This window comes from Pseudonocardia abyssalis (genome assembly GCF_019263705.2).
In the GTDB taxonomy this organism is placed as follows: domain Bacteria; phylum Actinomycetota; class Actinomycetes; order Mycobacteriales; family Pseudonocardiaceae; genus Pseudonocardia; species Pseudonocardia abyssalis.
The window spans coordinates 47097-72874 of sequence record NZ_JADQDK010000001.1 but is presented as its reverse complement, the minus strand read 5'-3'; the positions used below and the strand labels follow the sequence as shown (position 1 = coordinate 72874).

Sequence of the window (25778 nt, the reverse complement as noted above, 5' to 3'; positions counted from 1 at the left end):
CCTCAGACCTTGTCGAGGTACTCCGCGCGATCGTCGGTGACGACCTCGCCGACCAACGCGGCGAGTCCCGGGCTGTGCCCGAGCCCCGGGTCGTGGGACACGAGGTCGGCCGCGTAGACCTGCGCCTTCGCGATGACGTCCTCGTGCTTGAGCAGCGACAGCAGCCGGAGCCCGGAGCGGCGCCCGGACTGCAGCGCGCCCAGGACGTCGCCCTCGCGGCGCAGCTCCAGGTCGAGCCGGGCCAGCTCGAAGCCGTCGGTGGTGCCCTCGACGGCGGCGAGGCGCTCGCGGGCCGCGGTGGCCTCGGGCATCTCGGTGACCAGCAGGCACACCCCCGCCGCGGAGCCCCGGCCGACGCGGCCGCGGAGCTGGTGGAGCTGGGAGAGGCCGAACCGCTCGGCGTCGAGGATGACGATCGCGGTGGCGTTGGGCACGTCGACCCCCACCTCGATGACGGTGGTGGCGAGCAGCACGTCGAGCTCGCCGCGCTCGAAGGACCGCATCACGGCGTCCTTCTCGTCCGACGGCAGCTTGCCGTGCAGGATGCCCAGCCGGAGGCCGGCCAGCGCCCCCTCCTCCAGGCGCGGCGCGATGTCGAGCACGGCCAGCGGGGGGCGGCGGGCCTCGTCGGTGGCGTCGTCCGGCGGCGGCTCGGTGTCGTCCTCGGCCTTGGCGCTCTCCCCCACCCGCGGGAACACCACGTAGGCCTGATGGCCCTTCGCGACCTCCTCGCGCACCCGGCGCCACACACTCGCGAACCACTGCGGCTTCTCCGCCAGCGGCACGACCGACGTGGCGATCGGTGAGCGGCCTCGGGGCAGCTCGCGCAGCGAGGACACCGTGAGGTCGCCGTAGACCGTCATCGCGACGGTGCGCGGGATCGGCGTGGCCGTCATGACGAGCATGTGCGGCGCCTTCTCCCCGCGCCCGCGCAGTGCGTCGCGCTGCTCCACGCCGAACCGGTGCTGCTCGTCGACGACGACGAGCCCCAGGTCGGCGAACCCGACGCGGTCCTGGATCAGCGCGTGCGTGCCGACCATGATCCCGGCCTCGCCGGACTGCGCGTCGAGCAGCGCCTGCTTCTTCGCCTTCGCCCCGAGCGACCCCGTGAGCAGCGTGACGCGGGTGGCCTTCTCCGCCGCCCCCAGCTCGCCGCCCCGCGCGAGCGGGCCGAGCATCGCCCGCAGCGACCGCGCGTGCTGCGCGGCGAGCACCTCGGTGGGCGCGAGCATCGCCGCCTGCTGCCCGGAGTCGACGACCTGCAGCATCGCCCGCAGCGCGATGATCGTCTTGCCCGCGCCGACGTCGCCCTGCACGAGCCGGTTCATCGGGTGGGCGCGCCCGAGGTCCGCCGCGACCTGCGCCCCGACCTCCTGCTGCCCCGCGGTGAGCGTGAACGGCAGCGCGGCGTCGAACGCGTCGAGCAGCCCTCCGGGGACGGGCGGGCACTGCGGCGCCGGCCGCGCGGCCGTGGCCTGGCGGCGCAGCGCGAGCGCGAGCTGCACGCCCAGCGCCTCGTCCCAGACCAGGCGGTGGCGGGCGGCGTGGATGTCGGCCTCGACCTCCGGCACGTGGATCCGCCGCAGCGCGCGCCCCAGCTCCGTCAGCTTCTCCCGGTCGCGGATCTTCGGGGGCAGCGGATCGGTCGGGTCGTCGAGCAGCTCCAGCACCTGCCGCACGCACCGCGCGATCACCTGCGAACCGAGCTTGCCGGTGGCCGGGTACACCGAGAGGAACGGGCGGATCTCGTCGGTCTCGTCGAGCGGCTCGAACTGCGGGTGGGTGAGCTGCAGCTTCTGGTTGAACATCCCGACCTTGCCGGAGAACACCGCCCGCACGCCCGGGTACACGAGGTGCTTGACCTTGTGCGCGTTGAAGAACGTGCAGTCGAGCGAGCCGCCCGACTCGTCGCGCAGCACGACCTGCAGCATCGTGCCGCGGCGCGCCCGCATCTCCCGGGTGGTGGTCTTCTCCACCTGCGCGACGAGCGTGGCGTGCTCCCCCAGCTCCAGGCCGGTGATCGGGGTGAGCTTGCCGCGGTCGACGTAGCGGCGCGGGTAGTGCCGCACCAGCTCGCCGACGGTGCTGATCTCCAGCTGCGCGGCCAGCAGGTCGGCCGACTTGCGCCCGATCAGCGGCTCCAGCGCCGAGTCGAGATCGACGTTCACTCCACTCCCAACACGATCGGATGGTCGGTCTGCCCGCCCCGGTGGACCACGACGTCGATCTCGGGGTGGGTGCGCCGCAGGTCGGCGGCCAGTCCCTCGCCCAGCTCGTCGGCGGCGCCCTCCCCGAGCAGCGCCGTGACGATCTCGCCGCCCGCGGTCAGCATGCGGTGAGCCAACCACAGGGCACCGACAGCCAGGTCCGGCGCGATGAGCACGACCTCGCCGTCGGACAGGCCCAGCACCTCGCCGGGCTCGCAGCGCCCCACCCACGTCATCGCCTCGGTCTCGGCGACGACGAGCGACGCGGTGCGGGTGAGCGCGGCGGCCTCCGCCATCGCGACGACGTCGTCGGCCGCGCGCCGCTCCGGGTCGTGCACCGCGAGCGCGGAGAGCCCCTGCAGCACCGACGCCGTGGGCAGGACCTGCACCTCCTGGCCGTCGCGCCGGGCCGCCGCCGCGGCGCGCTCCGCGACCTCGTAGAGCTCGATGTCCGACGGCAGCAGGACGACGTGCCGCGCGCGGGTGGCGACCAGCGCCCGGTGCAGCGCCCCGTCGTCGACGGCGTCGGCGCGGGCCAGCACGTCGGCCCCCGCCGACCGGGCCAGGTCGGCCAGCTCCGCCCCCTCCGCGACGAGGACGACGGCGCGGCGGCGGTCGAACCGGTCGGGGGCCGGCGCGAGCTGGTCGGCGAAGCGCACCACGGTGATCCGGTACGGCCGCCCGGCGACGACGCCCGCCTCGATCGCCGCCCCGACGTCGGTGCAGTGCACGTGGACGTTCCAGGTGCCCGCCCCGTCGCCGACGACGGCCACCGAGTCGCCCAGCTCGTCGAGTTCCCCGCGGAGCACGGCGACGGCCTCGTCGGGGGCGTCGAGCAGGTACATGACCTCGTAGTCGAACGCCGAGCTGCCCGACTCCCGCGCGGCGACGAGCGCGTCGCGGCCGCGGGTGGGCCCCCGTTCCCCCGACGGCTCGGGCACCCCGGCCCCGGAGCGGCCGCTGGCCAGCGTCGCGAGGGCGTCCAGGACGAGGTAGAGGCCCATGCCCCCGGCGTCGACGACCCCGGCGCGGGCCAGCTCGGGCAGCTGTCCGGTGGTCTCGCGCAGGGCCTCGCGGGCGGCGTCGGCGGCGGCGACGGCCACCGCGTCGAGCCGGTCGGAGCCCACGGCCACCGACGCGACGGCCGCAGCGGACAGCACCGAGAGCACCGTGCCCTCGCGGGGCCGGGTGACCGCGGCGGTCGCGAGGCGGTGCGCACGGCCCAGCCCGTCGGCCAGCACCTTCCCGCCCGCCGACGGCCCGGCCTTCGCCGCGACGGCGTCGGACACCCCGCGCAGCACCTGCGAGAGGATCACCCCGGAGTTGCCGCGGGCCCCGATCAGCGCTCCCCGGGCCAGTGCGGCCGCCACCTGCGGCTCCCCGCGGCCGACGGCGTCGAGCGCGGCCCGCATGGTGAGCAGCAGGTTGGTGCCGGTGTCGCCGTCGGGCACCGGGAAGACGTTGATCCGGTCGATCTCCGCGCGGTGCCGCTCCAGCGACCCCACCGCGGCCTTCGCCCAGCCGGTGAGCAGGGCGGCGTCGAGGATCGGGGGCACGTCGGCGAGCGTAGTGACCGGGGGGTGTGCGCCGCCCGGGACGCCGCAGGTATCCTCGTGGTTCACGTCCGGGGCATCCCGGCGTATCCCCGATTCGAGGAGTTCGACGTGGCTGCCGTCTGCGACGTCTGTAGCAAGGGTCCGGGCTTCGGCATGTCCGTCTCGCACTCGCACCGCCGCACCAACCGCCGCTGGAACCCGAACATCCAGACCGTTCGGGCCCGTCTCACCACCGGCGGTAACCGTACCCGCCTCAACGTGTGCACCTCCTGCCTCAAGGCCGGCAAGGTCGCGCGCGCCTGAGCGCACACCGACGCACCGACGACGGCACCCCCGCCACGGCGGAGGTGCCGTTCGCCGTCTGCGGGGCGGATCAGGCCGGGACGACCGGCAGCCCGCGGAGCCGCACCATCAGCGGGGTCGGCTCGGTGGCCAGGTCGGCCGGGTCCACGGCGAGCCGGGTCCCGGGGAACCGGGCCAGCAGGTTGCCGATCGCGATCCGGGCCTCCATCCGGGCCAGGTTCGCACCCAGGCAGAAGTGCGCGCCGCGGCTGAACGCGATGTGCGGGTTCGGGGACCGGGTGATGTCGAACTCCTCGGGCCGGTCGAACACGGCCGGGTCCCGGTTGGCCGAGGCCAGCAGCGGCATCACCATGGCGCCCCGCGGGATCCGCACGCCGTGCCACTCGACCTCCTCCGCGGCGTAGGTCGGCTTCGTGCCGCCGACCGTGCCCGTCCAGCGGAGGATCTCCTCCACCGCCGTGTCGATCAGCTCCGGGCGCCGGACCAGCAGGGCGAGCTGGTCGGGATGGCGCAGCAGCGCGAGGACGCCGTTGCCGATCAGGTTGTAGGTCGTCTCGTAGCCGGCGCCGACGAGCAGGAAGACCAGCGCGACGATCTCGTCGTCGGTGAGGCGGTCACCGTCGTCGGAGGCGCGGACCAGGCCGCTCATGATGTCCTCGCCCGGCGTGGCGCGGCGGCGGGCGACCAGTTCGCGCACGAACCCGGTCAGGTCCTCCATCCGGCGGACCGCCTCGTCCATGCCGAGTGCGGACAGGCCGTCGACCAGCAGCCGCATCCCCTCGTGGAAGATGGCCCGCTCGTCGTGGCCCAGCCCGACCATCTCGCTGATCACGGTGACCGGGATCGGGATCGCGTAGTCCCGCTGCAGGTCGACCGGGCGGCCGGCGACGAACCCGTCGAGCAGGTCGCCGGTGACCGCGTGGACCCGCTCGGCGAGGCGCCCGACCGCCGCCGGGGTGAACGGCCTGCTCACCAGCCGGCGCAGCCGGTGGTGCTCCGGATCGTCCTTGAGGATCATCGAGTCGACGGCCAGCAGGCGCAGCGCCTCGGGCAGGGCGGGCGGGGTGCCGTCGGGGGCGACCCGGCGGAAGCGCGGGTCGGTCGTCAGTGCCACGCAGTCGGCGTAGCGGGCGAGGAAGTGGATCTGCTGCCCCGGGAGCACCGACATGCCACCGATCGCGACGGGTGCCTCGCGGCGCAGGCGGTCGTAGTGGCGGTGCGGGTCGGCGAGGAACTCGGGTCCGTCGATGACGAACGGTGTGTCGTGCACGGGCGTGCTCATGGGGACTCCTGGACAGGGGTGGGGACCGGGTCGGCGGGTGGGCCGGGCGGGTCCGGGACCTGCATCAGGTAGTCGTCGAGCATGCTGCGGTCGGTGAACAGCCCCTCGGTGTAGATCTCCAGGGCGGGCAGCGTCGCGCTGTCGGCGACGTGCCGCAGCAGCCCGGGCAGGTCGGTGCCACCGGCCCGCAGGCGGGCGTGCAGCAGCAGCGAGCCCAGGGCGGAGAGCGTGAGGTGGCGGGCGCGCGCCGCCGGGTCCCGGCTGGGCCGCACCGTGCCGGCCGCGACACCCGCGGCCAGGTAGCCCTCGGCGTCGGACACCATCTGCTCGACGAACGCGGCGGCCAGGTCCCCACCGGCCTGCAGCGCCTGCAGGACGTACGCGGCGAGCGGAGCGTGCTCCTCGACGGCCGCGAGCCGGGCGAGGGCCGCCGCCGGGCTGCCCGTGACGGCGTCGGTCTTGGCCTCGCGGATCCGGCGCAGCACGTGCTCGTCGCACGCGGCGCGTAGCCCGTCCTTCGATCCGAAGTGGTGGTTGAGCAGGCCGGGGCTGACCCCGGCCCGGGCGGCCACGGCGCGCACCGGCGCGTCGAACCCGGTGCTGCCGAACACCTCGACCGCGGCGTCGCGGATGCGCGCGCGGGCGGTGAGGTCTCCGGTGCCTGCCGCCGGTGCTGAACGCATGTTCAGCATGCTAAACGCGTGTTCAGTGCCGCGGCAAGGGCCGTTCCCCGCGGCCGGTCCGGGCGGCGGGCCGCCCGGCGCTACGGCAGCTTCCAGTCGACGGGGTCGCCGCCGATCTCCTCGAGCAGGTCGTTGACGCGGCTGAACGGCTTGGAGCCGAAGAACCCGCGGTCGGCCGACATCGGGGACGGGTGCGCCGACTCCACCAGCGGCACGTCGACGAGCAGCGGGGCGAGGTTGCGGGCGTCGCGGCCCCACAGGATCGCCACGAGCGGCTCCCCGTCGCGGTCGACGAGCGCACGGATCGCCTGCTCGGTGACCTGCTCCCAGCCCTTGTCACGGTGCGACCCCGGGTTGCCCGGCTCCACCGTGAGGACGCGGTTGAGCAGCAGCACGCCCTGCTCGGCCCACGGCGTCAGGTCGCCGGTGGTCGGCGTCGGGTGGCCGAGGTCGTCGCTGTACTCGCGGAAGATGTTGGCCAGCGAGCGCGGCACCGGCTTCGTCTCCGGCGCCACCGAGAACGACAGCCCGATCGCGTGCCCGGGCGTCGGGTACGGGTCCTGGCCGACGATCAGCACGCGCACGGCGTCGAAGGGCTGGGTGAAGGCGCGCAGGACGTTGGCCCCGGCCGGCAGGTAGCGCCGCCCGGCCCCCATCTCCGCGCGCAGGAACTCCCCCATGTCGGCGATCACCGGGGCGACCGGCTCCAATGCCTGCGCCCATCCGGCCTCGACGACCTCGTGCAGTGGTTTGGCCATCAGAGCCTCCGCAGCTCGGCGCGGAACCGCTTACCGCGCTGGATGTAGGACGTGACCGCGTAGGAGGTGGCGTCGACCGGCACCTCGAAGCCCTCGCGCACCCGCGCCGGGATCCCCAGCGCCATCGTCCGGGGCGGGACCACGGCCTTCGGCGACACCACGGCACCGGCGGCGACGATCGCGCCCTCGCCGACCGAGGACCCGTTGAGCACCACCGAGCCCGACGAGATGAGTGCGCGGTCGCCGATCGTGGCGCCCTCGATGTGCACGTTGTGCCCGACCGTCACCTCGTCGCCGATGATCGTCGGCCGCTCGAGCGTGGTGTGGATGATCGTGCCGTCCTGGATGCTCGTGCGCGCCCCGACCACGATGTGGCCGTCGTCGCCGCGGAGCACCGCCGTGGGCCACACCGAGGACTCCGCGCCGATCCTCACATCGCCGATCACGACGGCGTCCGGGTGGACGTAGGCGTCGGGATGGATGTCGGGTTCGACGTCACCGAGCGCGTAGAGAGGCACCGGACCACCTTATGACGGCGGGGGTTCCGGCCCCTCGCTCGGCATCCGCGGCGCCAGCTCGTCGACGACGAGCAGCCGCGGCTGCACCGAACCGCCGTTGTACGCCGACCGCCCGACGAGCTGCGCGATCACCGGCGCGGTGATCAGCTGGAACACCGCGACGAGCAGCAGCGTGACCGCGCTGTCGAGCGGGACCCGCAGGGCGGCCCCCGCCAGGATGAGGAACAGCCCGAGTGTCTGCGGCTTCGTGGCCGCCTGCAGCCGCGACAGCACGCTGGGCAGCCGGACGAGGCCGAGCGCCCCCAGCAGGCACTGGATCGCACCCGCCAGCAGCAGGGCGGCGGAGACGACGTCCCAGAACACGTCGGGGTTCACCGGTGCCACTCCCGTCGCTCGGCCAGCCGCGCGGCGGTGGCGGACCCCACGAAGGCGACCAGCGCGAACGCCACCAGCAGCGGGATGTTCGAGCCGTCGCGGTAGAACGCCACGTACACCGCGGTGGCCCCGATGATCAGGACGACGAACACGTCGAGGGCGGCGATCCGGTCGAGCGTGTCGGGCCCGCGGAACAGCCGCACGAGCGTGAGCAGGCCCGCCAGGACCAGGATCCCGAGCACGATCACGTAGACGAGGTCCATCAGCCCGTGCACGCCCTCTCCAGCTCCAGTGCCGCCGCGTGCTCCTCCGGTGTGCCGAAGGCCGCGAGGACCCGTCGCTGGATGCCCAGCGCGGAACGGCGGGCCGTCTCGACCCCCGCGGCGTCGCGCGGCCCGACGACGTAGATGTACCAGCGGCTCTGGCGCAGGTCGATCTGCAGGACCAGCGTGCCCGGCGAGAGCGTGTAGGCCCCGGCGACGAGCGCGACGACCCGGTCGGAGTCGCTGAGCAGCGGCAGCTCCAGCACCGCGCCGAGCGTCCGCGGCCCGTGGCGCAGCGTCTGCCGGCTCACCTCGCCCGAGGACACCACCAGGTCGCGCGCGAGGAACCCGACCAACCGCAGGAGCGCGAGCGGCCGCACCGGCAGCCGCTTCTCCACCGTCCCCGGCCGCCAGATCGCGGTGAGGACGTACCCGAGCAGCGCCCCGCCGACGATCGTCAGCAGCGTGAACGACCCCCACAGCAGCACCCACACCAGCGCCAGCCAGGCCACGCTCACCGCACGGTTCATCGCTCCGCTCCCAGCACGGCGAGCAGGTACGGCTCGCGGTCGAGCAGGTCGACCCCGGCGCGCCCGGTGACCGCGGTGAGCGGCCCCGCGAACGCCGCGATCGCCAGGCTCACCACGACCAGCCCGGCCGTCGCCGCGAACATCGGCGCGGGCGTGCGCGACGTGCCCACCAGCACCTCGTCGTCGGGGTCGTCGTCGGGCAGGGCGGCCTTCGGCTCGCCCCAGAACACGCGCACCCACACCCGCGCGAGCGCGTAGAGGGTGAGCAGGCTGGCCACGATCACCACCCCGGCGACGACGGTGGGCCACAGCCCGGCCGCCGCGCCGGCCTGCAGCAGCGCCAGCTTCGCGACGAACCCGGCCGTCGGCGGCACGCCGGCCAGCGTGAGCGCGGGGACGGCGTAGAGGGCCGCGAGCCACGGCGCGGTGCGCAGCAGCCCGCCCATCTCGTCGAGCAGGACGGTGCCGGTGCGCCGGGTGATCAGACCGCTGACCAGGAACAGCGTGGCCAGCACCGTGATGTGGTGCGCGGCGTAGAGCGCGGCGCCGGACACCGAGGCGGCGTCGAACACCGCGAGCCCGAACAGCATGAAACCGATGTGGCTCACCAGCAGGAACGACAGCAGCCGGTTCATGTCGTTCTGCGCGAGCGCCCCGAGGGCGCCGACGAGCATGGTGGCGGTGGCGATCACCAGCAGCAGCCCCCACGGCTCCTCGCGGGGGAACAGCAGCGTCTGGGTGCGCAGCATGGCGTAGAAGCCGACCTTGGTCAGCAGGCCCGCGAACAGCGCCGCCACGGGGCCGGGGGCGTTCGGGTAGCTGTCGGGCAGCCAGAAGTGCAGCGGCACCATCGCGGCCTTGATCCCGAACACCAGCAGCAGCATCAGGCCGAGCACGGTGGCCAGACCCGGCGGCAGGAGCTCGACGCGGCCCGCGAGGTCGGCGAGGTTGACCGTGCCGGTGGCCGCGTAGACCAGCGCGATCGCGGTGAGGAACAGCAGCGAGGACAGCAGGCTGACCGTCACGTACGTCATCCCGGCGCGGATCTTCTTCGCGCTCGTGCGCCGCGTGATGAGGACGTAGGACGCCGTCAGCATGATCTCGAACGCCACGAACAGCGAGAACAGGTCGCCGGTGAGGTACGCGAGCGACACCCCGGCCGAGAGCATCAGGTACATCGGGTGGAACGTGGTGCTGGCGGTGCCCCGGCCGTAGTCGGCGATGCGCTGGTCGATCGCGTAGACCAGCACCGCGAGCGTCACCAACGTCGAGACCAGCAGCAGCAGCGCCGAGAGCCGGTCGGCCACCAGCGCGATGCCGACGGGCGCGGCCCAGCCGCCGAGCGAGGCCACCACCGGCCCGGACCCGTCGCAGACCACCAGCAGCACACCCGCGATCGCCGACACCGCGACGAGCACGACGATGCCGACGACCCGCTGCAGCGTGGGCGAGCGGCTCCCGATGACGGTCAGCGCCGCACCGAGTATCGGCAGCAGCACGGGCAGGGCGAGCAACCACGCGTACGGGCTGGTGTTGACGGCGGGGTTCACCGGGCCACCGCCCGGGCGTCGTCGGACTCGTCGTCGTCGGCCCCGTCGTCGTCGGCCGGGCGGTCCCGGTCGGCGTGGTCGTGGTCCTCGTCCAGCGACGCGGACGGCATCGTCTGGGAGGCGATACGGCGGTCCTCGACGTCGTCCTGCACCTCGTCGTGCCCGACCAGGACGAACGACCGGTAGCCCAGCGCCAGCAGGAAGGTGGTGAGCGCGAAGGTGATCACGACCGCGGTGAGGGCGAGGGCCTGCGGCAGTGGGTCGGTGACGGCCCCCGCGTTGCCCGTGCCGAGCACCGGAGGGGCGCCGGGCGGGCCCGCGACGATCTGCAGCAGCAGGTTGGTGCCGTGTCCCAGCACGACGACGCCGAGCAGGACGCGCATGAGCGAGCGCTGCAGCAGCAGGTAGAAGCCCGCGGCGAACAGGGTGCCGACCGTGAGCGTCATGATCACGTTGATGGTGGTCATCAGGGGCGCTCCCCCGCGTCGCGCATGTCGCGGTCGATGCCGGCGCCGAGCGAGCGCAGCAGGTCGAGCACGACGCCGACGATCAGCACGTACACGCCGACGTCGAGGAACAGGCTGGTCTGGGTGGACACGGCGCCGATCAGCGGCAGCGTCGCCTCCAGCTTCGCGCTGGAGAGCACCTGCGCGCCCAGGGCCAGCGGCACGAGAGCGGTGAGGACCGAGATCGTGAGACCGGACCCGATCAGTACCGGCGGGCGCACCGACACCACCGCGCCGAGCCCGACGTCGCCGCCCGCGATGTAGCGCAGGACGAACGCCAGGCCCGCGACCAGCCCGCCGGAGAACCCGCCGCCGGGTGAGTAGTGCCCCACCAGCAGCAGGTAGAGGGAGAACACCAGCATCGTCGGGAACAGCGTGCGCGTGGCGACCTCGAGCAGCAGCGTGCGGTCGTGCCCGTCGCGGCACCGCCCGGACAGCAGCCAGCCCTCGACGGGGCGGTCCCACTCGTCGAACGGCACGGCGTCCGGCTGTTCCGGGGCGGTCATCCGAGCACGTCCTTCTCGTGTGGCGGGCTGCTCTGGCCGCTGGCGCGGCCCCGGTCGTAGCGGGTGGCGAGCACGAGGCTGGCCACGCCGGCCGCGGCGACGAACAGCACGCCGATCTCGCCGACGGTGTCGAGCGCCCGGAAGTCGACGATGATCGCGGCGACGATGTTCTCCGCCCCGGCGCCGTCGGGGGCGAGCGCCACGAAGTCGTCGCTGGCCGAGGCCGGGCCGACCCGGGCACCGGACAGCACCACCGCCACCCCGGCGACGACGATGCCGCCGACGGTGGCGAGCGCGGCCTTGAACAGCTGTGAGCGCCGCGGGGACGGCTGCTCGGTGAAGTGCGAGGGCAGGCGGCGCAGCACGAAGACGAACGCGACGAGCGACAGCGTCTCCACGAGGAACTGCGCGAGCGCGAGGTCGGGTGCCCCGTCGACGACGAACAACCCGCCGACCCCGTAGCCGATGACGCCGACCAGGAGCACCGCGGTGAACCGGCGACGGGCCCGCACCACCGCGACCGCCGCGACCACGACGGCGATCCCGAGCGGGACCTGCGCGATCTCGTGGTAGAAGACCTGGTCGCCGGGCCAGACGCCGGCCGCGATCGCGGCCGGGGCGAGGAAGAGCACCACCACGACCAGGATCGTGGCGAGGTACGCGGGCAGCGACCCCACCTGCAACCGGCCGGTCACGACGACGGCCACGCGCTCCAGGCCGGCCACCGTGTTCTCGTAGCCGTTCTGGGCGCTGAACGGGCTGCGGTGCGCGAGCTTCCTGACGCGCTTGCGCTGCAGGTGGAGGGCAAGACCGCCGCCGAGGGCGACCGCGGAGAACAGCAGCGGGAGACCGGGGCCGTGCCACAGCGCGAGGTGGTAGCCGGCCTCCTCGGCATCGGCGGGCACGTACTGGTCGGCGTACCCGGCCGCCAGCGCGTCGACGACGGGGGCGGCGAGCCCGAGCACGAGCCCGCCCACCACGCACAGCCAGACGGGCACGGTGAGCAGCGGCCCCGGCGCGTGCACCGGTGTGGGCTCCTTCCCTGCCTTCGCCGCGAACGCCCCCCACACGAAGCGCGCGCTGTAGGCCGCGGTGAGCACCGAGCCGACCAGCAGCCCGATCGCGATCGCCCAGCTCCGCGAACCGCCCTCCTCGATGAAGGCCTCGAACGCGGTCTCCTTGCCGATGAAGCCGAGCAGCGGCGGCAGGCCGGCCATCGACGCCGCGGCGAGCACACCGGCCAGGGCCAGCCCCGGCATCGACGTCCGCAGCCCGGAGAGCTTGCGCAGGTCACGGGTGCCGGTGGCGTGGTCGATCGCCCCGACGATCATGAACAGCGGGGCCTTGAACAGCCCGTGCGCGAGCAGCATGCCGATGCCCGCGAGCGCGGCGACCCGCCCGCCCGCGCCGAGCAGGACCATGAGGAACCCGAGCTGGCTGACGGTGCCGAAGGCGAGCACGCGCTTGAGGTCGGTCTCGGCGAGCGCCCGCCAGCCGCCGATCAGCATCGTCCCGATCCCGACGACGACGATCGGCACCCACCACACCGCGAGGTCGGCGAACCCGGGCGACAGGCGTGCGACCAGGTAGACCCCGGCCTTCACCATCGACGCCGCGTGCAGGTAGGCGCTGACGGGGGTGGGTGCGACCATCGCGGCGGGCAGCCACGGGTGGAACGGCAGTTGCGCGGACTTCGTGAACGCCCCGAGCAGGATCAGCAGCAGCGCCACCGGGACCATCCCGCCGCCCTGCAACTCTCCCGCCCGCCCCAACGCCAGGATCTCCGAGATCCGGTAGGTGCCCGCGGCCTCGCCGAGCAGCACGAACCCGAGCAGCATCGACAGCCCGCCCAGCACGGTGACCAGCAGTGCCTGCAGGGCCGCCCGCCGGCTCTCCCGCTTGTCGCCGCGCTGACCGACCAGCAGGTAGGACGTGATCGAGGTGAGCTCCCAGAACACGTACAGCGTGAGCAGGTCGTCGGCCAGGACCAGTCCGAGCATGACGCCCGCGAACGTGAGCACCAGCGCCGCGGATCGGGTGGCCTCCTCCGACGTGGGCCCGAAGTAGCCCGCGCTGTAGACCAGGATCAACGCGCCGAGCCCGGAGACCAGCACGATCATCGCCAGCGCGAGCGCGTCGAGGCGGAAGCTCAGCTCCAGCCCGAGCGTCGGGGCCCACGCGACGGACTCCGTGACACCGGCCCCGAGCGCGACACCGGTGTTCGCCAGCGCCCAGACCAGCGTGAGGGCGGGCAGCACCGCGGCGGTGACGAACGCGAGGCGGTGGCCGCGGGCGGAGACGAGCGGGAGCAGCAGCGCCACGACGAGGTGGGCGGCGACGAGCGCGAGCACGCCACTCCTCTCGGTCGGGGCCGGGGCAGGCGTCACCGCCGTCGGCGTGGGGACACCGGCGGCGGTCGGGGACGTTGTTGACCTCCACCCTACCGGCGGCGCAAGCCGGGCCCGGCCGCTCCGCGGCTGCTCACCCCGCCGTGAGGCGGCTCACGGTGCCCTACTGGAACGATTCAGATGATCCACGCGCTGTACCGGGCGTGACTGCTTCCTCCACCTTCCGCCAGCTCCTCCGCCGCCTCGACACCTGGACGCTCACGGTCTTCAACCCGCGCCTGCCCGCCGACTCCCGCCGCTGACCTCCGCGGGCGACCGCCCTGCTGCAGCCTCTCCCCGGGGTGCCCGCCGGGCACGCTCCCGCGCACCGTCGGGGCACCCGCGCACGTCCCGCGGTGCGCGAATGGCCGGCGGGTGCGCGGGACCGGTCAGTCGGTGATCGTCGGGCGCAGCCGCTGCCAGGTCACGAAGATCGCGGCGACGACGAGCATGCCGACACCCGTCCACAGGTTGATGTCGACGCCACCGGACTTCGCCAGCTCCTCGGGGCTGCCGCCGAACAGGCCGAGCAGCGTGAGGATCACGCCGTAGACGCCGAACAGCACGGCGATCACGGTGCGCAGATCGAACAGGCTGCTCGCCGCGCTGGGCGGGTTCTTCTCGGTCATCACGTCTCCCTCAGGGCACGAGCAGGTAGAGGCCGGCGGTCAGCACGAGCACGATGCCGCCGAGCAGCGCGGGCGAGCGGTACCAACCCGCGTCCTCGCCGGTGGTGGAGTGGCTGCGCTCCTCCTTCGAGGTGAGCGACCACACCAGCCCGACCAGCTCGGAGTCCGGCTTCGGCTGCGTGAACGACGTCACGATCACCGCCACGACGATCCCGACGACGAACGCCGCGCTCGCCCCGACGAAGCTGCCCGCCTGCGACGACAGCTCGAGCACCCCGGTGCGGACCAGCACGTCGACCGTGACCGCGGCGATCGTGCCGGACACCAGCCCCGTCCAGCCCGCCGGACCCGTCATCCGCTTCCAGAACAGCCCCAGGATGAAGATCGCGAACAGCGGAGCGTTGAAGAAGCTGAACAGGGCCTGGATGTAGTCCATGATGTTCTGGTAGCTGCCCGCCAGGAACGCGGTGCCGATCGCGAGCAGGCAGCCGACGATCGTGACGGTGCGCCCCACCCGCAGGTAGTACGCGTCCTCGCGGCCCGGCCGTAGCCAGTCCTGCCACAGGTCGTAGGTGAACACCGTGTTGAGCGAGCTGACGTTCGCCGCCATGCCCGCCATGAACGCGGCGAGCAGACCGGCGAGCGCCACGCCGAGCACGCCGTTGGGCAGGACCTCGCCCATCAGCAGTTGCAGGGTGTTGTTGTAGGTGACGCCCTCGGCGCCCGCCCCGGCCTTGAGGTCGGTGAGCTGCGGCACGAGCACCGCGGCGATGATGCCCGGCACCACGATGACGGCCGGGATCAGCGCCTTCGGGAACGCCGCGATGATCGGCGTCCGGCGCGCGGCCGACATCGACTTGGCCGAGAGGCAGCGCTGGACCTCGGCGAAGTTCGTCGTCCAGTAGCCGAAGCTCAGGACGAAGCCGAGCCCGAACACGATGCCGATCACCGACAGGAACGGGTTCTGGATCTCGGTGAGCTCGGTGCCCGGCCACGCGGAGAGCTGCTCGGCCCCGCCCGGCCCGGCGGTCACCTTCTCGACGAGCCCGTTCCAGCCGCCGACGCGCGCGAGCCCCGCGACCGTCAGCGGGATCAGCAGGGCGAGGATCACGAAGAACTGCAGCACCTCGTTGTAGATCGCGGCCGACAGGCCGCCGAGGAAGGTGTAGCTCAGGACGACGAACGCGGCCACCGGGATCGCGACGCCCAGCGACCACCCGAGCAGCGCCTCGAGCACCAACCCGAGCGCGAACAGGTTGACGCCCGCGATCAGTACCTGGGCCAGCGCGAACGTGATCGCGTTGACGCGCTGGGTGGTCTCGTTGAACCGCTTGCGCAGGAACTCCGGAACGCTGCGGGCCTTGCTGCCGTAGTAGAAGGGCATCATCACGATGCCGAGGAAGACCATCGCCGGTACGGCGCCGATCCAGTAGTAGTGCACCGTCGCCATGCCGTACTGGGCGCCGTTGGCGGTGAACCCGATCAGCTCGATCGCGCCGAGGTTCGCCGAGATGAACGCCAGGCCCGTGACCCAGGCCGGGAGCGAGCGTCCGGAGAGCAGGAAGTCGAGGCTGGAGTTGACCGAGCGCCGTGCGGCGACCCCGATCCCCAGGGCCAGGATGAAGTAGAAGACGACGAACACGTAGTCGATGAACGTGGTGTCCAGCCGCAGGTCGGCCTGCGCAGAGATCATTCGTGCCCCCGGGGCGTCGATGCCGTGCGCGGATCATGGCCCCCGGATCCGGAGTCCGCCAGGGGACTGAGCGCTTCGTCCCGATCATCCGGTTCGACCCCGACCGTGCCGCACCGGATCGGCTCGTGATCCCCGGACCGGTGGCGTGGCACCGCCCCCTGCTCGTGCCCGTCCCTGTTCAGGGTCTGCCCCCTGCGGCGGGGCCTCCAGCCGGGTTTCACCGACTCCTGTGCCGACGCAACGGGTGACCGGCTGATCCCGACCACCGACGACGCACGCGCCGAGGTCGCCACCGCCACCGGCGGGGAGAACGGCTGGGCCACCCCCCCCCGGCCGGCGCCGACGGCCCGGCCACCGCGCCGTTCCGGTCGGCCACCGACCACCCGCAGCGGACGGACCAGATCGCGACGCCCGCGGTGCAGCGGTACTCCGCGGACCAGATCGACCTGCCGACGCTGCGGGCGGAGCTGACCGCCGGATGGGCCGGCATCGGCGGCTGAGGCACGCACAGGGGTGGCGGCGCGACGGTGTGCGAGCGGCCCTCAGCGCATCGACGTCACGCGCAGGGGCTTCGCGAAGCAGCGGCTGTCGGGCTCGCAGCGGTAGATGCCGAAGTTCGGCATCGGCTCGTAGCCCTCCCGCGCGTAGAGGGCCAGGGCCTCGGGCTGCTTCGTGCCGGTCTCCAGGACCGTCCGGACGCGGCCCGCCGCCGCCGCGGTGCGCTCCAGCTCGGCCAGCACGGCGCGGGCGTAACCGCGGCCGCGGTGCTCCGCCGAGACGTACATGCGCTTGAGTTCCGCGTCGCCGTCGCGGAGTTCCGGGTCCTCGCCCGCGTCGCGAGCCCGCCACCCGCCACTCGCGACGGCCGATCCGTCGACGTAGCCGACGAGGAAGAACCCGCGCGGCGCCGCGAACTCCGACGGGTCGAGCGGCGTGGTGTCCTCGTCGCCGTAGCGCTCGCGGTAGAAGGCCTGGACCTCCGCGATCAGGCGCAGGGCGTCGGGATGGTCGAAGGGGACGGGGCGCAGCTCCAGCACACCGCCGACCCTACGACGACGCCGCCGGGGGTCGTGCGCGCGACTCAGCCCCCGGCCTTCGCCTTCTGCCGCCAGGTCGTGAGGGCCCGCTCGGTGTAGCCGTTGGGCTCCGCCCGTCCGGAGAACACGAGGTCGAGCGCGGCCTGGAACGAGGGGCTGCCGTCGAGGTCCTTCGCCATCGGCGCGTAGCCGGGCTCGCCGTCGTTCTGCTCGTCGACCAGCTCGGCCATCCGGGCGAACGTCTCGCGGACCTGCTCGGCCGTGACGAGGTCGTGGTGCAACCAGTTGGCGATGAGCTGGCTGGAGATCCGCAGGGTGGCGCGGTCCTCCATCAGCCCGACGCCCTCGAGGTCGGGCACGGTGGAGCAGCCGATGCCCAGGCCGACCCAGCGCACGACGTAGCCGAGGATCGACTGCGCGTTGGTCTCCAGCTCGTGGCGCTTCTCGTCCTCGGACAGCGTGCCGTCGAGGACCGGGACCTCCAGCAGCAGCGCACGGTCGGTCGTCCGGCCTGCGAGCTCCTCCTGGCGGGCGTGCACGTCGGTGCGCAGGTAGTGCAGCGCGTGCAGGGTCGCGGCGGTGGGCGAGGGCACCCACGCGCAGTTGGCGCCGGCCTGCGGCTGCGCGCCCTTCTGCTCCAGCATCGCGGCCATCGCGGCGGGCTTGGCCCACATGCCCTTGCCGACCTGCGCCTGGCGGGAGAACCCCGCGGCCAGCGCGACGTCGACGTTGCGGTCCTCGTAGCCGGTGAGCCACGCCGTCGACTTCATGTCGTCCTTGCGCACGACCGGCCCGGCCTCGAAGTCGGTGTGGATCTCGTCGCCGGTGCGGTCGAGGAAGCCGGTGTTGACGAAGATGACCCGGTCCTGCGCGGCCTCGATGCAGGCGGCGAGGTTGAGCGAGGTGCGCTTCTCCTCGTCCATGATCCCGATCTTGACGGTGCGCGGCTCCAGGCCCAGCGCCTCCTCGACGGCCGCGAACAGCTCGACGGTGAGCGCGACCTCCTCGGGCCCGTGCTGCTTGGGCTTGACGATGTAGACGCTGCCCGCGCGGGAGTTCGAGTACCGGCCGAGCCCGCGCAGGTCGTGCAGGGCTGCGGTGACGGAGACGAGCGCGTCGAGCACGCCCTCGGCGATCTCCTGATCGCCCGCGTGCACCGCGTTCGTCGTCATGTGGTGCCCGCAGTTGCGCACCAGCATGAGCGAGCGGCCGGGCAGCGTGAGCACGGAGCCGTCGGGGGCGGTGTAGGTGCGGTCGCCGTTGACGCGGCGCTCGACGGTCTTCCCGCCCTTCTCGAACGAGGTGACCAGCTCGCCGGTCATCAGCCCGAGCCAGGTGCGGTAGGCCTCGGTCTTGTCCTCGCCGTCGACGGTGGCGACGGAGTCCTCCAGGTCGACGATCGTGGTGACCGCCGACTCCAGCACGACGTCGGCGACGTTCGCGTGGTGCCGGCGGCCGACCTGGTGCTCGGGGTCGATCCGCAGCTCGGCGTGCAACCCGTTGCGGCGCAGCAGGACCACGCCGTCGGCGGACCCGGCGAACTGCGCGGGGTCGGCGAGCGCGGGCGTCAGCGTGCCGTCGGCCACCACGTACTCCGTGGCGTCGGCGTGGCTGCCGGACGCGAGCGGGAACAGCTCGTCGAGCAGCTCGTCGGCGGCCGCGATCACCTGGGCGCCGCGCTGCTCGTCGTATCCCTTCCCCAGCTCGCGGTCGAGTGGCAGGGCGTCGGTGCCGTAGAAGGCGTCGAACAGCGAGCCCCAGCGCGCGTTGGCGGCGTTGAGGGCGTAGCGCGGCACCGTGGACGGCACGACGAGCTGCGGGCCGGGCACCTCGGCGATCTCGGCGTCGACGCCGGAGACCCGCACGCGCGGCGCGCCCTCGGGCAGCAGGTAGCCGATCCCGGTGAGAAACTCCGCGTACGCGGCGGCGTCGCCCGCGCCGTGCTCGCGGTGCCAGTCGTCGACCTGCGCCTGGAGCTCGTCGCGCCGCGCGATCAGCGTCGCGATCCGGGGGGCGAAGCGCTCCTGGAGGTCGGCGAGGACGCTCCAGAAGCGGTCCGGCTCGATGTCGAGTCCGGGCAGGAGCTCCTCGGCGACGAACGTGCGCAGGGTCGGGTCGATCCGCAGGCTCATGGCGGCTTTTCTACCATACGGATCGAGTCTTCCGCATTGCGGAATCTGAGGCACGGGCCACGCACAGCCCGCGCGAGCGCCGAACCCGTCGTACGCTCGGATCTCCCCGACGGCGAGGAGCTCACCGATGGCGCTGGACGACCGCGTCCGCACCGCGTTCACGCGGGTGCTGGACCCGAAGGACGTGCTGTCCGACCCGGTCAAGTGCCGCGCGTACGAGTGCGACGGGCTGACCGGCTACCGGGTGCGCCCCGACCTCGTACTCCTCCCCCGCGACGCCGAGCAGGTGGCGGCGGCGGTGCGGGTCTGCCACGAGTTCGGGGTGCCGTTCGTCGCCCGCGGCGCCGGCACGGGACTCTCCGGCGGAGCCCTGCCCGTCGCGGACGGGGTGGTGATCAGCCTGGCGCGCCTGAAGAAGGTGCTGGCGGTCGACCCGGTCAACCGCCGCGCGGTCGTGCAGCCCGGCGTCACGAACCTGGAGATCACCGCGGCCGCCGCGCCGCACGGGCTCTACTACGCGCCCGACCCGTCGAGCCAGCAGGTCTGCACCATCGGCGGCAACGTCGCGGAGAACTCCGGCGGCGCCCACTGCCTCAAGTACGGCTTCACCACCAACCACGTCCTGTCGTGCGAGGTGGTCCTGCCCGACGGCTCCGTCGTCACGCTCGGCACCGACACCGCGGAGCAGGCGGGGCCCGACCTGCGCGGGGTGTTCCTCGGTTCCGAGGGCACGCTCGGCATCACCACGTCGGTCACGGTGCGGCTGCTGCGCACGCCCGAGTCCGTCCGCACGCTGCTCGCCGACTTCCCGTCGGTCGCGTCGGCGGGTGACGTCGTGTCCGACATCGTCTCGGCCGGGATCGTGCCCGCGGCCGTCGAGATGATGGACACCCTGGCGATCGAGGCGGCCGAGGAGGCCGTCCACGCGGGCTACACCGTCGGGGTGCCCGCCGCGCTCGTCGTGGAGCTGGACGGGCCCGTCGAGGAGTGCGACGCGCAGTTCGAGCTGGTCAAGGCGATCTGCGAGAAGCACGGCTGCACGCGGCTGCACATCGCCGGGTCGCCGGAGGAGCGCGCGAAGATCTGGAAGGGCCGCAAGGCCGCGTTCGCCGCGGTCGGCCGCATCTCCCCCGACTACTTCGTGCAGGACGGCGTCGTGCCCCGCACCCGGCTCGCCGAGGTCCTCGACCGGATCGCCGGCATGGGCACCGACGCGGGGCTGCGCGTCGCCAACGTCTTCCACGCCGGCGACGGCAACCTGCACCCGCTGGTCCTCTACAGCGCGGCCGCCGGGGAGACCGAGCGCGCCGAGCGCCTCTCCGGCGAGATCGCGGAGCTGTGCGTCGAGATGGGCGGGTCGCTCTCGGGCGAGCACGGGATCGGCACCGACAAGGCGTGCTCGATGCCGAAGATGTTCGGCGAGGAGGACCTCGCCACGATGCACCGCGTCCGCCACGCCTTCGACCCCGACGGGATCTGCAACCCGGGCAAGGTCCTTCCCACACCACGGTTGTGCGGCGAACGACCGGGTAAGTACAAGCCGCACCCGCTGGAAGAGACCGGAGCGATCGAGCGCCTGTGAAGACCACCACCACACTGCGGCCCGCCGACCTCGCCGAGGTCCGCGACGCCGTGCGCGACACCCCGGGCCGCCTGGCGGTCGCCGGAGCCGGGACGGCGGCAGGCTGGGCGGGCGACCTCGACACCGTCGACGCCGTGCTGGACCTCTCCGCGCTGTCCGGCGTGATCACCCACAACCCCGGCGACATGACGGTGTCGGCGCACGCCGGCACGCCGCTGCGCGCGCTGACCGACGAGCTGGCCGAGCACGGGCAGCACGTGTCGCTCGACGCCGCCCGGATCGCCGACGGCGCGACCCTCGGCGGGCTCGTCGCGACCGGGGATTCCGGCCCGTCGTCGCTGGTGTACGGCACGATGCGCGACCTCGTCATCGGGGTCACGGTCGTGCTCGCCGACGGCACGGTCGCCCGCAGCGGCGGGCACGTGATCAAGAACGTGGCCGGGTACGACCTGGCGAAGCTGCTGCACGGGTCCCACGGCACGCTCGGGGTGCTCACCGAGATCGTGCTGCGGCTGCACCCGGTGCCGCAGCGCGCGGCGACGCTCGTCGTCGACGCCCCGCTGGCGCGCGCGGCCGAGCTCGCCGCGCGCGTGCTGGAGGGGCCCTACGAACCGGTCGCCCTGGAGTGGATCAGCCACGGCAGCGGGCAGTTGCTCGTCCGGATCGAGGGCACCGACGAGGCACTCCCGGCCCGGGTGCAGCGGCTGCAGGAGGTGCTGGACGGGGGCGACGAGGCCGCGGACGATCCGTGGCTGCGCCACGCCGAGCTGACCCGCGGGTCCCCCGAGGCCGCCGTGCTGCGGATCGGCGCCCGGCCGTCGGTGCTCCCCGCGCTGGTCGCCGACGTGGCCGCGGACGCCGCCACCGTCGGGCTGGGCACCGGGGTCGCCACCGTGTCGCTGCCGCCGCACGCCGTCGCCGAGGCGCACGGCCGGGTGCACGCCGCGGGCGGCACGTCGCAGCTGCGCTACCGCCCGCCGGGGGCCGACGCCCCCGCGTGGGGCCCGCCACCGTCGGCGCTCGCGGTGCTGCGCGCCGTCAAGACCGAGCTCGACCCGGACGGCCGCTTCGGCCCGGGCCGCTTCTCCCCCTGGATGTGATCCCGCAGTGAGTACTCCCGCCGGCTCCGCCGACACGAACATCCCGCAGACCGGGCCCTCGGCCTTCGACGCGCACCGCCCGCCGGAGCGCGAGCTGCTCGACGACTGCGTGCACTGCGGCTTCTGCCTCCCGACCTGCCCCACCTATCAGTTGTGGGGCGAGGAGATGGACTCCCCGCGCGGGCGCATCTACCTCATGGACCTCGCCAGCAAGGGCGAGATCGAGCTGGAGGGCCCGTTCCAGGAGCACATGGACGCGTGCCTGGGCTGCATGGCGTGCGTGACGGCGTGCCCGTCGGGCGTGCAGTACGACAAGCTGCTGGAGTCGGTGCGTCCGCAGATCGAGCGCAACGTGCAGCGCGACCGCGGCGACCAGCTCTTCCGCGAGGCGATCTTCGCGCTGTTCCCGTACACGCGGCGGCTGCGCGCGGCCGCGCTGCCCGGGGCGCTCTACCAGAAGCTGCGCACGATCCCGGCGGTGCGGAAGCTCGCCGAGCGGCTGCCGGGGCGGCTCGCCGCGATGGAGTCGCTGCTGCCGCCGGTGTCGGTGCGCGAGGCGTTCGCGCGGCTGCCCGTGTTCACCCCGGCCGTCGGGGCGCGGCGCGGGCGGGTCGCCCTGCTGTCGGGCTGCGTGCAGGACGTGTTCTTCCACCGCGTCAACGAGGCCACCGTCCGTGTGCTCGCCGCGGAGGGCTACGACGTGCTGGTACCCCGCGACCAGGGGTGTTGCGGCGCGCTGGAGCTGCACGCCGGGCGCGAGGAGACTGCCCTCGGGCGGGCGCGGCGCACGATCGCGCGGTTCGAGACCCTCGACGTCGACACGGTCGTCACCAACGTCGCCGGCTGCGGGTCGTCGATGAAGGAGTACGGGCACCTGATGTCCGACGACGCCGAGTGGTCGCAGCGCGCGCAGGCGTTCAGCGCGCGCGTCCGCGACGTGCACGAGGTGCTCGCCGAGCTGGAGCCCGTCGCGGCGCGGCACCCGTTCCGCGGCCGGGTGGCCTACCACGACGCCTGCCACCTCGGGCACGCGCAGAAGGTGCGGGCGCAGCCGCGCGCGGTGCTGCGGACGATCCCGCAGGTCGAGCTCGTCGACCTGCCCGAGGCCGAGCTGTGCTGCGGATCCGCGGGGATCTACAACATGGTCGCGCCGGAGGCGGCGGGCGAGCTGGGGGCGCGCAAGGCCGAGAACGTGCGGTCGGTGCGGCCGGACGTCATCGTCACCGCCAACCCGGGCTGCCTGCTGCAGATCGGCAAGCACATGGCCTCCGACGGCGTCCCGATCCTGCACCCGGTGCAACTGCTGGACGCGAGCATCCGCGGGGTGCCGGTCCCCCGCACCTGAGCGCGATCGGCCGAGACACCGGACTCGAACGGCGAACTCGCCGAGGCGGTCCGCTCGGTGAGTTGTCCGTCCCCGTCAGGACTCCGCGACGACCGCCTGGCCGTCGACGTCGGAGGCGTCGGGGGCAGGGGCGAACGGGGGCGGGGAGGTGCCGTCGAAGTAGCCCCGGCCGAGCTCGTCGCACGACGCCCCGGGCTCGGGGTGCGTGTAGCGGTTCTGGCGCAGCGCGGCGATGAACTGGTCGATCCGCGGGTCGTCGGCGTCGTCGAGGGCGAGCTGGTGGCCCCAGGACTGCAGGGAGATCGGTGAGCCGAGGTCCGGGTACGGCGAGAGCACCATGTACGGCTGCCCGTCGACGCGGGCGGTGAGTGCGTCGAGGGCGGCGCCGTCGACCTCGTCCGGGTCGTAGGCGATCCAGACGGCCCCGTGCTCGAGCGAGTGCACGAGGTTCTCGCTGCGCAGCGGCTCCGGGTAGACGACGCCGTTGCACGCGGCCCACGCCTGGTCGTGCGTGCCGCCGATCGGCGGGGTGAACGAGTAGGCGACGCGAGTGTCGGGACCCACGTGCTGCGCGCCGGAGAACACCTTCCCCTCGACGCCCTCGATCTGCACCGACGGGTCCTTGTTCTCGGCGGTGGGCGCGAACGTCGCCAGGTCGACGGGCGCGGCCGCCTGGCCCGGGAGCACCCCGCAGCCCGCGAGCAGCAGGGCGGACAGGGCCAGCAGCGGAGCGTGAGTGGTGCGGAGCACGCAGCGACGCTACGACATCCGGTCGAGCGCCCCGGACCCGGCCGGAACTGTCGGGGTCGTTCCCTGACGTGGTCGCCATGGCCATCGACTGGACGCACGAGCTCGTGGAGCAGCTGGAGTGGCACTGGCAGGGCCAGCTCCGGCCGCGCCTGGAGGGGCTCACCGACGACGAGTACCTCCACGAGCCCGTACCCGGTGCCTGGAGCGTGCGCCCGCGCGGCACGTCGAGCGCCCCCGTCCAGGCGGGCAGCGGGGCGTTCACGATCGACTTCGCGTTCCCGCCGCCCGAGCCCGCCCCGGTCACGACCATCGCCTGGCGGCTCGGACACGTGATCGTCGGGGTGTCCGGGGCGCGGGTCGGCAGCCACTTCGACGGCCCGGCGTACGACTACCACGGCCACGACCACGCCGGCTCCGCCGAGGAGGCGCTGCGGCAGCTCGACGCGACCCACGACGCGTGGATCGCGGGCGTGCGCGGGCTCGACGCCGACGCGCTCGCACGCCCCGTGGGGCGGCGGAGGGCCCGTTCGCGGAGCTGCCGATGGCCACGCTCGTGCTGCACATCCACCGCGAGGCCATCCACCACGGCGCCGAGATCGCCCTGCTGCGTGATCTGTATGCCGCCAGTACGACATCCGGGGTAATCGGGCCCTGACGACGAGCGGAGACGCGCCCGGGCGGGCAAGGTCTCCCCATGAGCGTGGCACGTGACGTGGAACACGGTGGAGCCCGGCGCAGCGGTGGTGCGGCCGTGGCCGAGACCCTCGACGCGAACGGCGTCGACACCGTCTTCGGCACCCCCGGCCATCCGCTCGTCCGACATCTCGCCGCGGCCGGACTGTCCGTGGTCACCCTGCCCGACGACGACGTGGCCGAGCGGGCCGCCGCCGCGTACGCCCGGGTCAGCGGCCGGCCCGGCGTGGTCGCCGCGGCCGACGGCCCGGCGGGCACCGGATCGCAGGCGCTGCTGTTCATCACCGCGCACGGCGGCGGCACCGTCCGCACCGCCGACGCCGCCGTCGAGACCGTCGCGGGGGCGCTCGCCGCGATGCTCCGCGGCCGGCCGCGGGCCGTGCAGGTCGACGTGCCCCGGGACGTGCTCGACCAGGAGTGGAGTGGCAGCCCCCGCGCCGCCGCCCTGCCGTCGCCGCTCGTTCCCCACCCCGACGGGATCCGGCGGGCCGCGGACCTGCTGGAGGCCGCGGAGCGCCCGCTCGTGATCGCCGGCGGTGGGGCCGTCGACGCGTCCGACGAGATCACCGCCCTGATCCAGGCGCTCGGCGCCCCCGTGGCCACCACAGCGGGCGGCAAGGGCGTGGTCGACGACGGGCACCCGCTCTCCGCAGGCGCGTCCGGTCGCCTGCCCGCGGTGGCGGCGGCCGCTGCCGAGAGCGACGTCGTCCTCGTCGTCGGCAGCGGGTTCGCCTGCCCCGACGGCGTGGCCGCGATCCGCATCGACGTCGACGTCGACCGGATGCCCCGCAACGGCTCCGGCGTCGGACTGCTCGGCGACGCCACCGCCACCGTCGCGGCCCTGCGCGGCGCGCTGCCGCCGTGGCGGACGGCGATCGGCGTGGTCCGGGCCGCGGCGCTGCGGGCGGCCTGCCGCGAGCAGGCCCGTGCCGACGGGCGCGCCTTCGAACTGGTCAACGATGTGCTGCGCGACGCCCTGCCGCCCCACGGGGTACTGGTCGGCGGGAGCACCCCGGTCACCCGGCTCGGCTCGGTGCACTTCTTCCCGATCCCCGCACCCCGGCTGTTCTGCCCCGGCGGGGTGCCCGCGGCGATCGGCGCCTGCGTCGCCCGGCCGGCCCGCCCGGTGGCCGTGCTGCTCGGCACCGGCGCGTTCGCGGAGGCGGCCGAGGAGCTCGCCGCAGCGGTGGAGCTGGGCCTCCCCATCCCCGTCGTGGTGATGCGTGACGGCAGCGGCGACGGGCCGACCGGTGGCCGGTCCCCGCTGGACGTGGGCGCACTCGAGGTCCGCGCGAACGAGCCCGACGACCTCGTCGATCTGGTCGCCGACGCGTTCGAGGCCGACCGCCCCACGGTCATCCGCCTGGGATGAGTGCCGCCACGTCCTGCTGAA

23 protein-coding genes and 1 pseudogene are annotated in these 25778 nt (G+C 73.7%); 6 read left to right on the top strand and 18 right to left on the bottom strand.

The annotated features are described in order from the left end of the window. Positions 1 to 2: 2 nt before the first annotated feature. Both recG and I4I81_RS00300 read right to left on the bottom strand, forming a co-directional pair. Complete coding sequence (recG, locus tag I4I81_RS00305; protein ID WP_218602791.1) at positions 3 to 2168, bottom strand: ATP-dependent DNA helicase RecG; 2166 nt, start codon at positions 2166 to 2168, stop codon at positions 3 to 5. Beyond that, positions 2165 to 3763, bottom strand: a complete 1599-nt coding sequence (locus I4I81_RS00300; protein WP_218602792.1) for a DAK2 domain-containing protein — start codon at positions 3761 to 3763, stop codon at positions 2165 to 2167. The genes recG and I4I81_RS00300 overlap by 4 nt, the downstream gene beginning before the upstream one ends. A gap of 108 nt (positions 3764 to 3871) precedes the next feature. On the opposite strand from I4I81_RS00300, the gene rpmB reads away from it, so the two are divergent. Then, positions 3872 to 4066: a 50S ribosomal protein L28 gene (gene rpmB, locus I4I81_RS00295; RefSeq protein ID WP_185722917.1), complete on the top strand. Its 195-nt coding sequence runs from the start codon at positions 3872 to 3874 to the stop codon at positions 4064 to 4066. A gap of 70 nt (positions 4067 to 4136) precedes the next feature. Here rpmB and I4I81_RS00290 read toward each other — a convergent pair whose 3' ends face one another. The 15 genes from I4I81_RS00290 to I4I81_RS00220 form a co-directional block, all read right to left on the bottom strand. Beyond that, entirely contained in the window at positions 4137 to 5348 is a 1212-nt protein-coding gene (locus tag I4I81_RS00290; RefSeq protein WP_218615702.1) for a cytochrome P450 family protein, read from the bottom strand. Further along, the gene (locus I4I81_RS00285; RefSeq protein ID WP_218615701.1) at positions 5345 to 6031 is read right to left on the bottom strand and encodes a TetR/AcrR family transcriptional regulator; all 687 of its coding nucleotides are present in this window, start codon (positions 6029 to 6031) and stop codon (positions 5345 to 5347) included. The genes I4I81_RS00290 and I4I81_RS00285 overlap by 4 nt, the downstream gene beginning before the upstream one ends. A gap of 80 nt (positions 6032 to 6111) precedes the next feature. Next, positions 6112 to 6792, bottom strand: coding sequence for a uracil-DNA glycosylase (locus tag I4I81_RS00280; protein WP_218605048.1), 681 nt, complete (start codon positions 6790 to 6792; stop codon positions 6112 to 6114). Further along, on the bottom strand, positions 6789 to 7307 hold the full coding sequence (locus I4I81_RS00275; RefSeq protein WP_218605043.1) for a gamma carbonic anhydrase family protein: 519 nt from the start codon (positions 7305 to 7307) through the stop codon (positions 6789 to 6791). The genes I4I81_RS00280 and I4I81_RS00275 overlap by 4 nt, the downstream gene beginning before the upstream one ends. Before the next feature lie 9 nt (positions 7308 to 7316). Continuing rightward, positions 7317 to 7682 (bottom strand): monovalent cation/H(+) antiporter subunit G, encoded by a 366-nt coding sequence (gene mnhG, locus I4I81_RS00270; protein WP_226363659.1) that lies wholly within the window; start codon positions 7680 to 7682, stop codon positions 7317 to 7319. After that, positions 7679 to 7957, bottom strand: coding sequence for an MrpF/PhaF family protein (locus I4I81_RS00265; protein ID WP_308187719.1), 279 nt, complete (start codon positions 7955 to 7957; stop codon positions 7679 to 7681). Before I4I81_RS00265 ends, mnhG begins: the two co-directional genes overlap by 4 nt. Next, the gene (locus I4I81_RS00260) at positions 7945 to 8475 is read right to left on the bottom strand and encodes a Na+/H+ antiporter subunit E (RefSeq protein ID WP_218605042.1); all 531 of its coding nucleotides are present in this window, start codon (positions 8473 to 8475) and stop codon (positions 7945 to 7947) included. The genes I4I81_RS00265 and I4I81_RS00260 overlap by 13 nt, the downstream gene beginning before the upstream one ends. Continuing rightward, a complete protein-coding gene (locus I4I81_RS00255; protein ID WP_226363658.1) occupies positions 8472 to 10025 on the bottom strand; it encodes a Na+/H+ antiporter subunit D in 1554 nt (517 codons plus the stop codon). Before I4I81_RS00255 ends, I4I81_RS00260 begins: the two co-directional genes overlap by 4 nt. Continuing rightward, on the bottom strand, positions 10022 to 10492 hold the full coding sequence (locus tag I4I81_RS00250; RefSeq protein ID WP_218605041.1) for a Na(+)/H(+) antiporter subunit C: 471 nt from the start codon (positions 10490 to 10492) through the stop codon (positions 10022 to 10024). The genes I4I81_RS00255 and I4I81_RS00250 overlap by 4 nt, the downstream gene beginning before the upstream one ends. Continuing rightward, positions 10492 to 11037, bottom strand: coding sequence for an MnhB domain-containing protein (locus I4I81_RS00245; RefSeq protein ID WP_218605040.1), 546 nt, complete (start codon positions 11035 to 11037; stop codon positions 10492 to 10494). Before I4I81_RS00245 ends, I4I81_RS00250 begins: the two co-directional genes overlap by 1 nt. Then, the gene (gene mbhE, locus I4I81_RS00240; protein ID WP_218615700.1) at positions 11034 to 13388 is read right to left on the bottom strand and encodes a hydrogen gas-evolving membrane-bound hydrogenase subunit E; all 2355 of its coding nucleotides are present in this window, start codon (positions 13386 to 13388) and stop codon (positions 11034 to 11036) included. Before mbhE ends, I4I81_RS00245 begins: the two co-directional genes overlap by 4 nt. A 425-nt stretch (positions 13389 to 13813) precedes the next feature. After that, on the bottom strand, positions 13814 to 14053 hold the full coding sequence (locus I4I81_RS00235; protein WP_218604179.1) for a hypothetical protein: 240 nt from the start codon (positions 14051 to 14053) through the stop codon (positions 13814 to 13816). 10 nt (positions 14054 to 14063) lie between these two features. After that, positions 14064 to 15746 (bottom strand): sodium:solute symporter family protein, encoded by a 1683-nt coding sequence (locus I4I81_RS00230; RefSeq protein WP_218604178.1) that lies wholly within the window; start codon positions 15744 to 15746, stop codon positions 14064 to 14066. A 542-nt stretch (positions 15747 to 16288) separates the two neighbouring features. Then, positions 16289 to 16780: a GNAT family N-acetyltransferase gene (locus I4I81_RS00225; protein WP_218604180.1), complete on the bottom strand. Its 492-nt coding sequence runs from the start codon at positions 16778 to 16780 to the stop codon at positions 16289 to 16291. Between the two features lie 47 nt (positions 16781 to 16827). Beyond that, a complete protein-coding gene (locus I4I81_RS00220; protein WP_218604177.1) occupies positions 16828 to 18915 on the bottom strand; it encodes a malate synthase G in 2088 nt (695 codons plus the stop codon). Positions 18916 to 19042: 127 nt separating this feature from the next. Here I4I81_RS00220 and I4I81_RS00215 point away from each other — a divergent pair, with 127 nt between their 5' ends. Genes I4I81_RS00215 through I4I81_RS00205 form a run of 3 tightly spaced genes read left to right on the top strand, consistent with a single transcriptional unit; the run spans position 19043 to position 22942 of the window. Beyond that, a complete protein-coding gene (locus tag I4I81_RS00215) occupies positions 19043 to 20497 on the top strand; it encodes an FAD-linked oxidase C-terminal domain-containing protein (RefSeq protein WP_218604176.1) in 1455 nt (484 codons plus the stop codon). Then, positions 20494 to 21597 carry an FAD-binding oxidoreductase gene (locus I4I81_RS00210; protein WP_218604175.1) on the top strand — a complete coding sequence of 368 codons (1104 nt, stop codon included), beginning with the start codon at positions 20494 to 20496 and terminating at the stop codon, positions 21595 to 21597. Before I4I81_RS00215 ends, I4I81_RS00210 begins: the two co-directional genes overlap by 4 nt. A gap of 7 nt (positions 21598 to 21604) precedes the next feature. Beyond that, positions 21605 to 22942: a (Fe-S)-binding protein gene (locus I4I81_RS00205; RefSeq protein ID WP_218604174.1), complete on the top strand. Its 1338-nt coding sequence runs from the start codon at positions 21605 to 21607 to the stop codon at positions 22940 to 22942. A 75-nt stretch (positions 22943 to 23017) separates the two neighbouring features. Here I4I81_RS00205 and I4I81_RS00200 read toward each other — a convergent pair whose 3' ends face one another. Continuing rightward, entirely contained in the window at positions 23018 to 23692 is a 675-nt protein-coding gene (locus I4I81_RS00200; RefSeq protein ID WP_218615699.1) for a thioredoxin-like domain-containing protein, read from the bottom strand. Between the two features lie 77 nt (positions 23693 to 23769). On the opposite strand from I4I81_RS00200, the pseudogene I4I81_RS00195 reads away from it, so the two are divergent. Next, positions 23770 to 24347: pseudogene (locus I4I81_RS00195) on the top strand (DinB family protein). Between the two features lie 39 nt (positions 24348 to 24386). Continuing rightward, positions 24387 to 25757, top strand: a complete 1371-nt coding sequence (locus I4I81_RS00190; RefSeq protein WP_218605511.1) for a thiamine pyrophosphate-binding protein — start codon at positions 24387 to 24389, stop codon at positions 25755 to 25757. Positions 25758 to 25778 lie beyond the last annotated feature (21 nt).

Excerpts from the sequence above, each read along its gene's own strand:
- I4I81_RS00290 (WP_218615702.1), bottom strand. The coding sequence starts at position 5,348 with ATGAGCACGCCCGTGCACGACACACCGTTCGTCATCGACGGACCCGAG.
- I4I81_RS00285 (WP_218615701.1), bottom strand. The coding sequence starts at position 6,031 with ATGCGTTCAGCACCGGCGGCAGGCACCGGAGACCTCACCGCCCGCGCG.
- I4I81_RS00260 (WP_218605042.1), bottom strand. The coding sequence starts at position 8,475 with ATGAACCGTGCGGTGAGCGTGGCCTGGCTGGCGCTGGTGTGGGTGCTG.
- I4I81_RS00250 (WP_218605041.1), bottom strand. The coding sequence starts at position 10,492 with ATGACCACCATCAACGTGATCATGACGCTCACGGTCGGCACCCTGTTC.
- I4I81_RS00245 (WP_218605040.1), bottom strand. The coding sequence starts at position 11,037 with ATGACCGCCCCGGAACAGCCGGACGCCGTGCCGTTCGACGAGTGGGAC.
- I4I81_RS00235 (WP_218604179.1), bottom strand. The coding sequence starts at position 14,053 with ATGACCGAGAAGAACCCGCCCAGCGCGGCGAGCAGCCTGTTCGATCTG.
- I4I81_RS00230 (WP_218604178.1), bottom strand. The coding sequence starts at position 15,746 with ATGATCTCTGCGCAGGCCGACCTGCGGCTGGACACCACGTTCATCGAC.
- I4I81_RS00220 (WP_218604177.1), bottom strand. The coding sequence starts at position 18,915 with ATGAGCCTGCGGATCGACCCGACCCTGCGCACGTTCGTCGCCGAGGAG.
- I4I81_RS00215 (WP_218604176.1), top strand. The coding sequence starts at position 19,043 with ATGGCGCTGGACGACCGCGTCCGCACCGCGTTCACGCGGGTGCTGGAC.
- I4I81_RS00190 (WP_218605511.1), top strand. The coding sequence starts at position 24,387 with ATGAGCGTGGCACGTGACGTGGAACACGGTGGAGCCCGGCGCAGCGGT.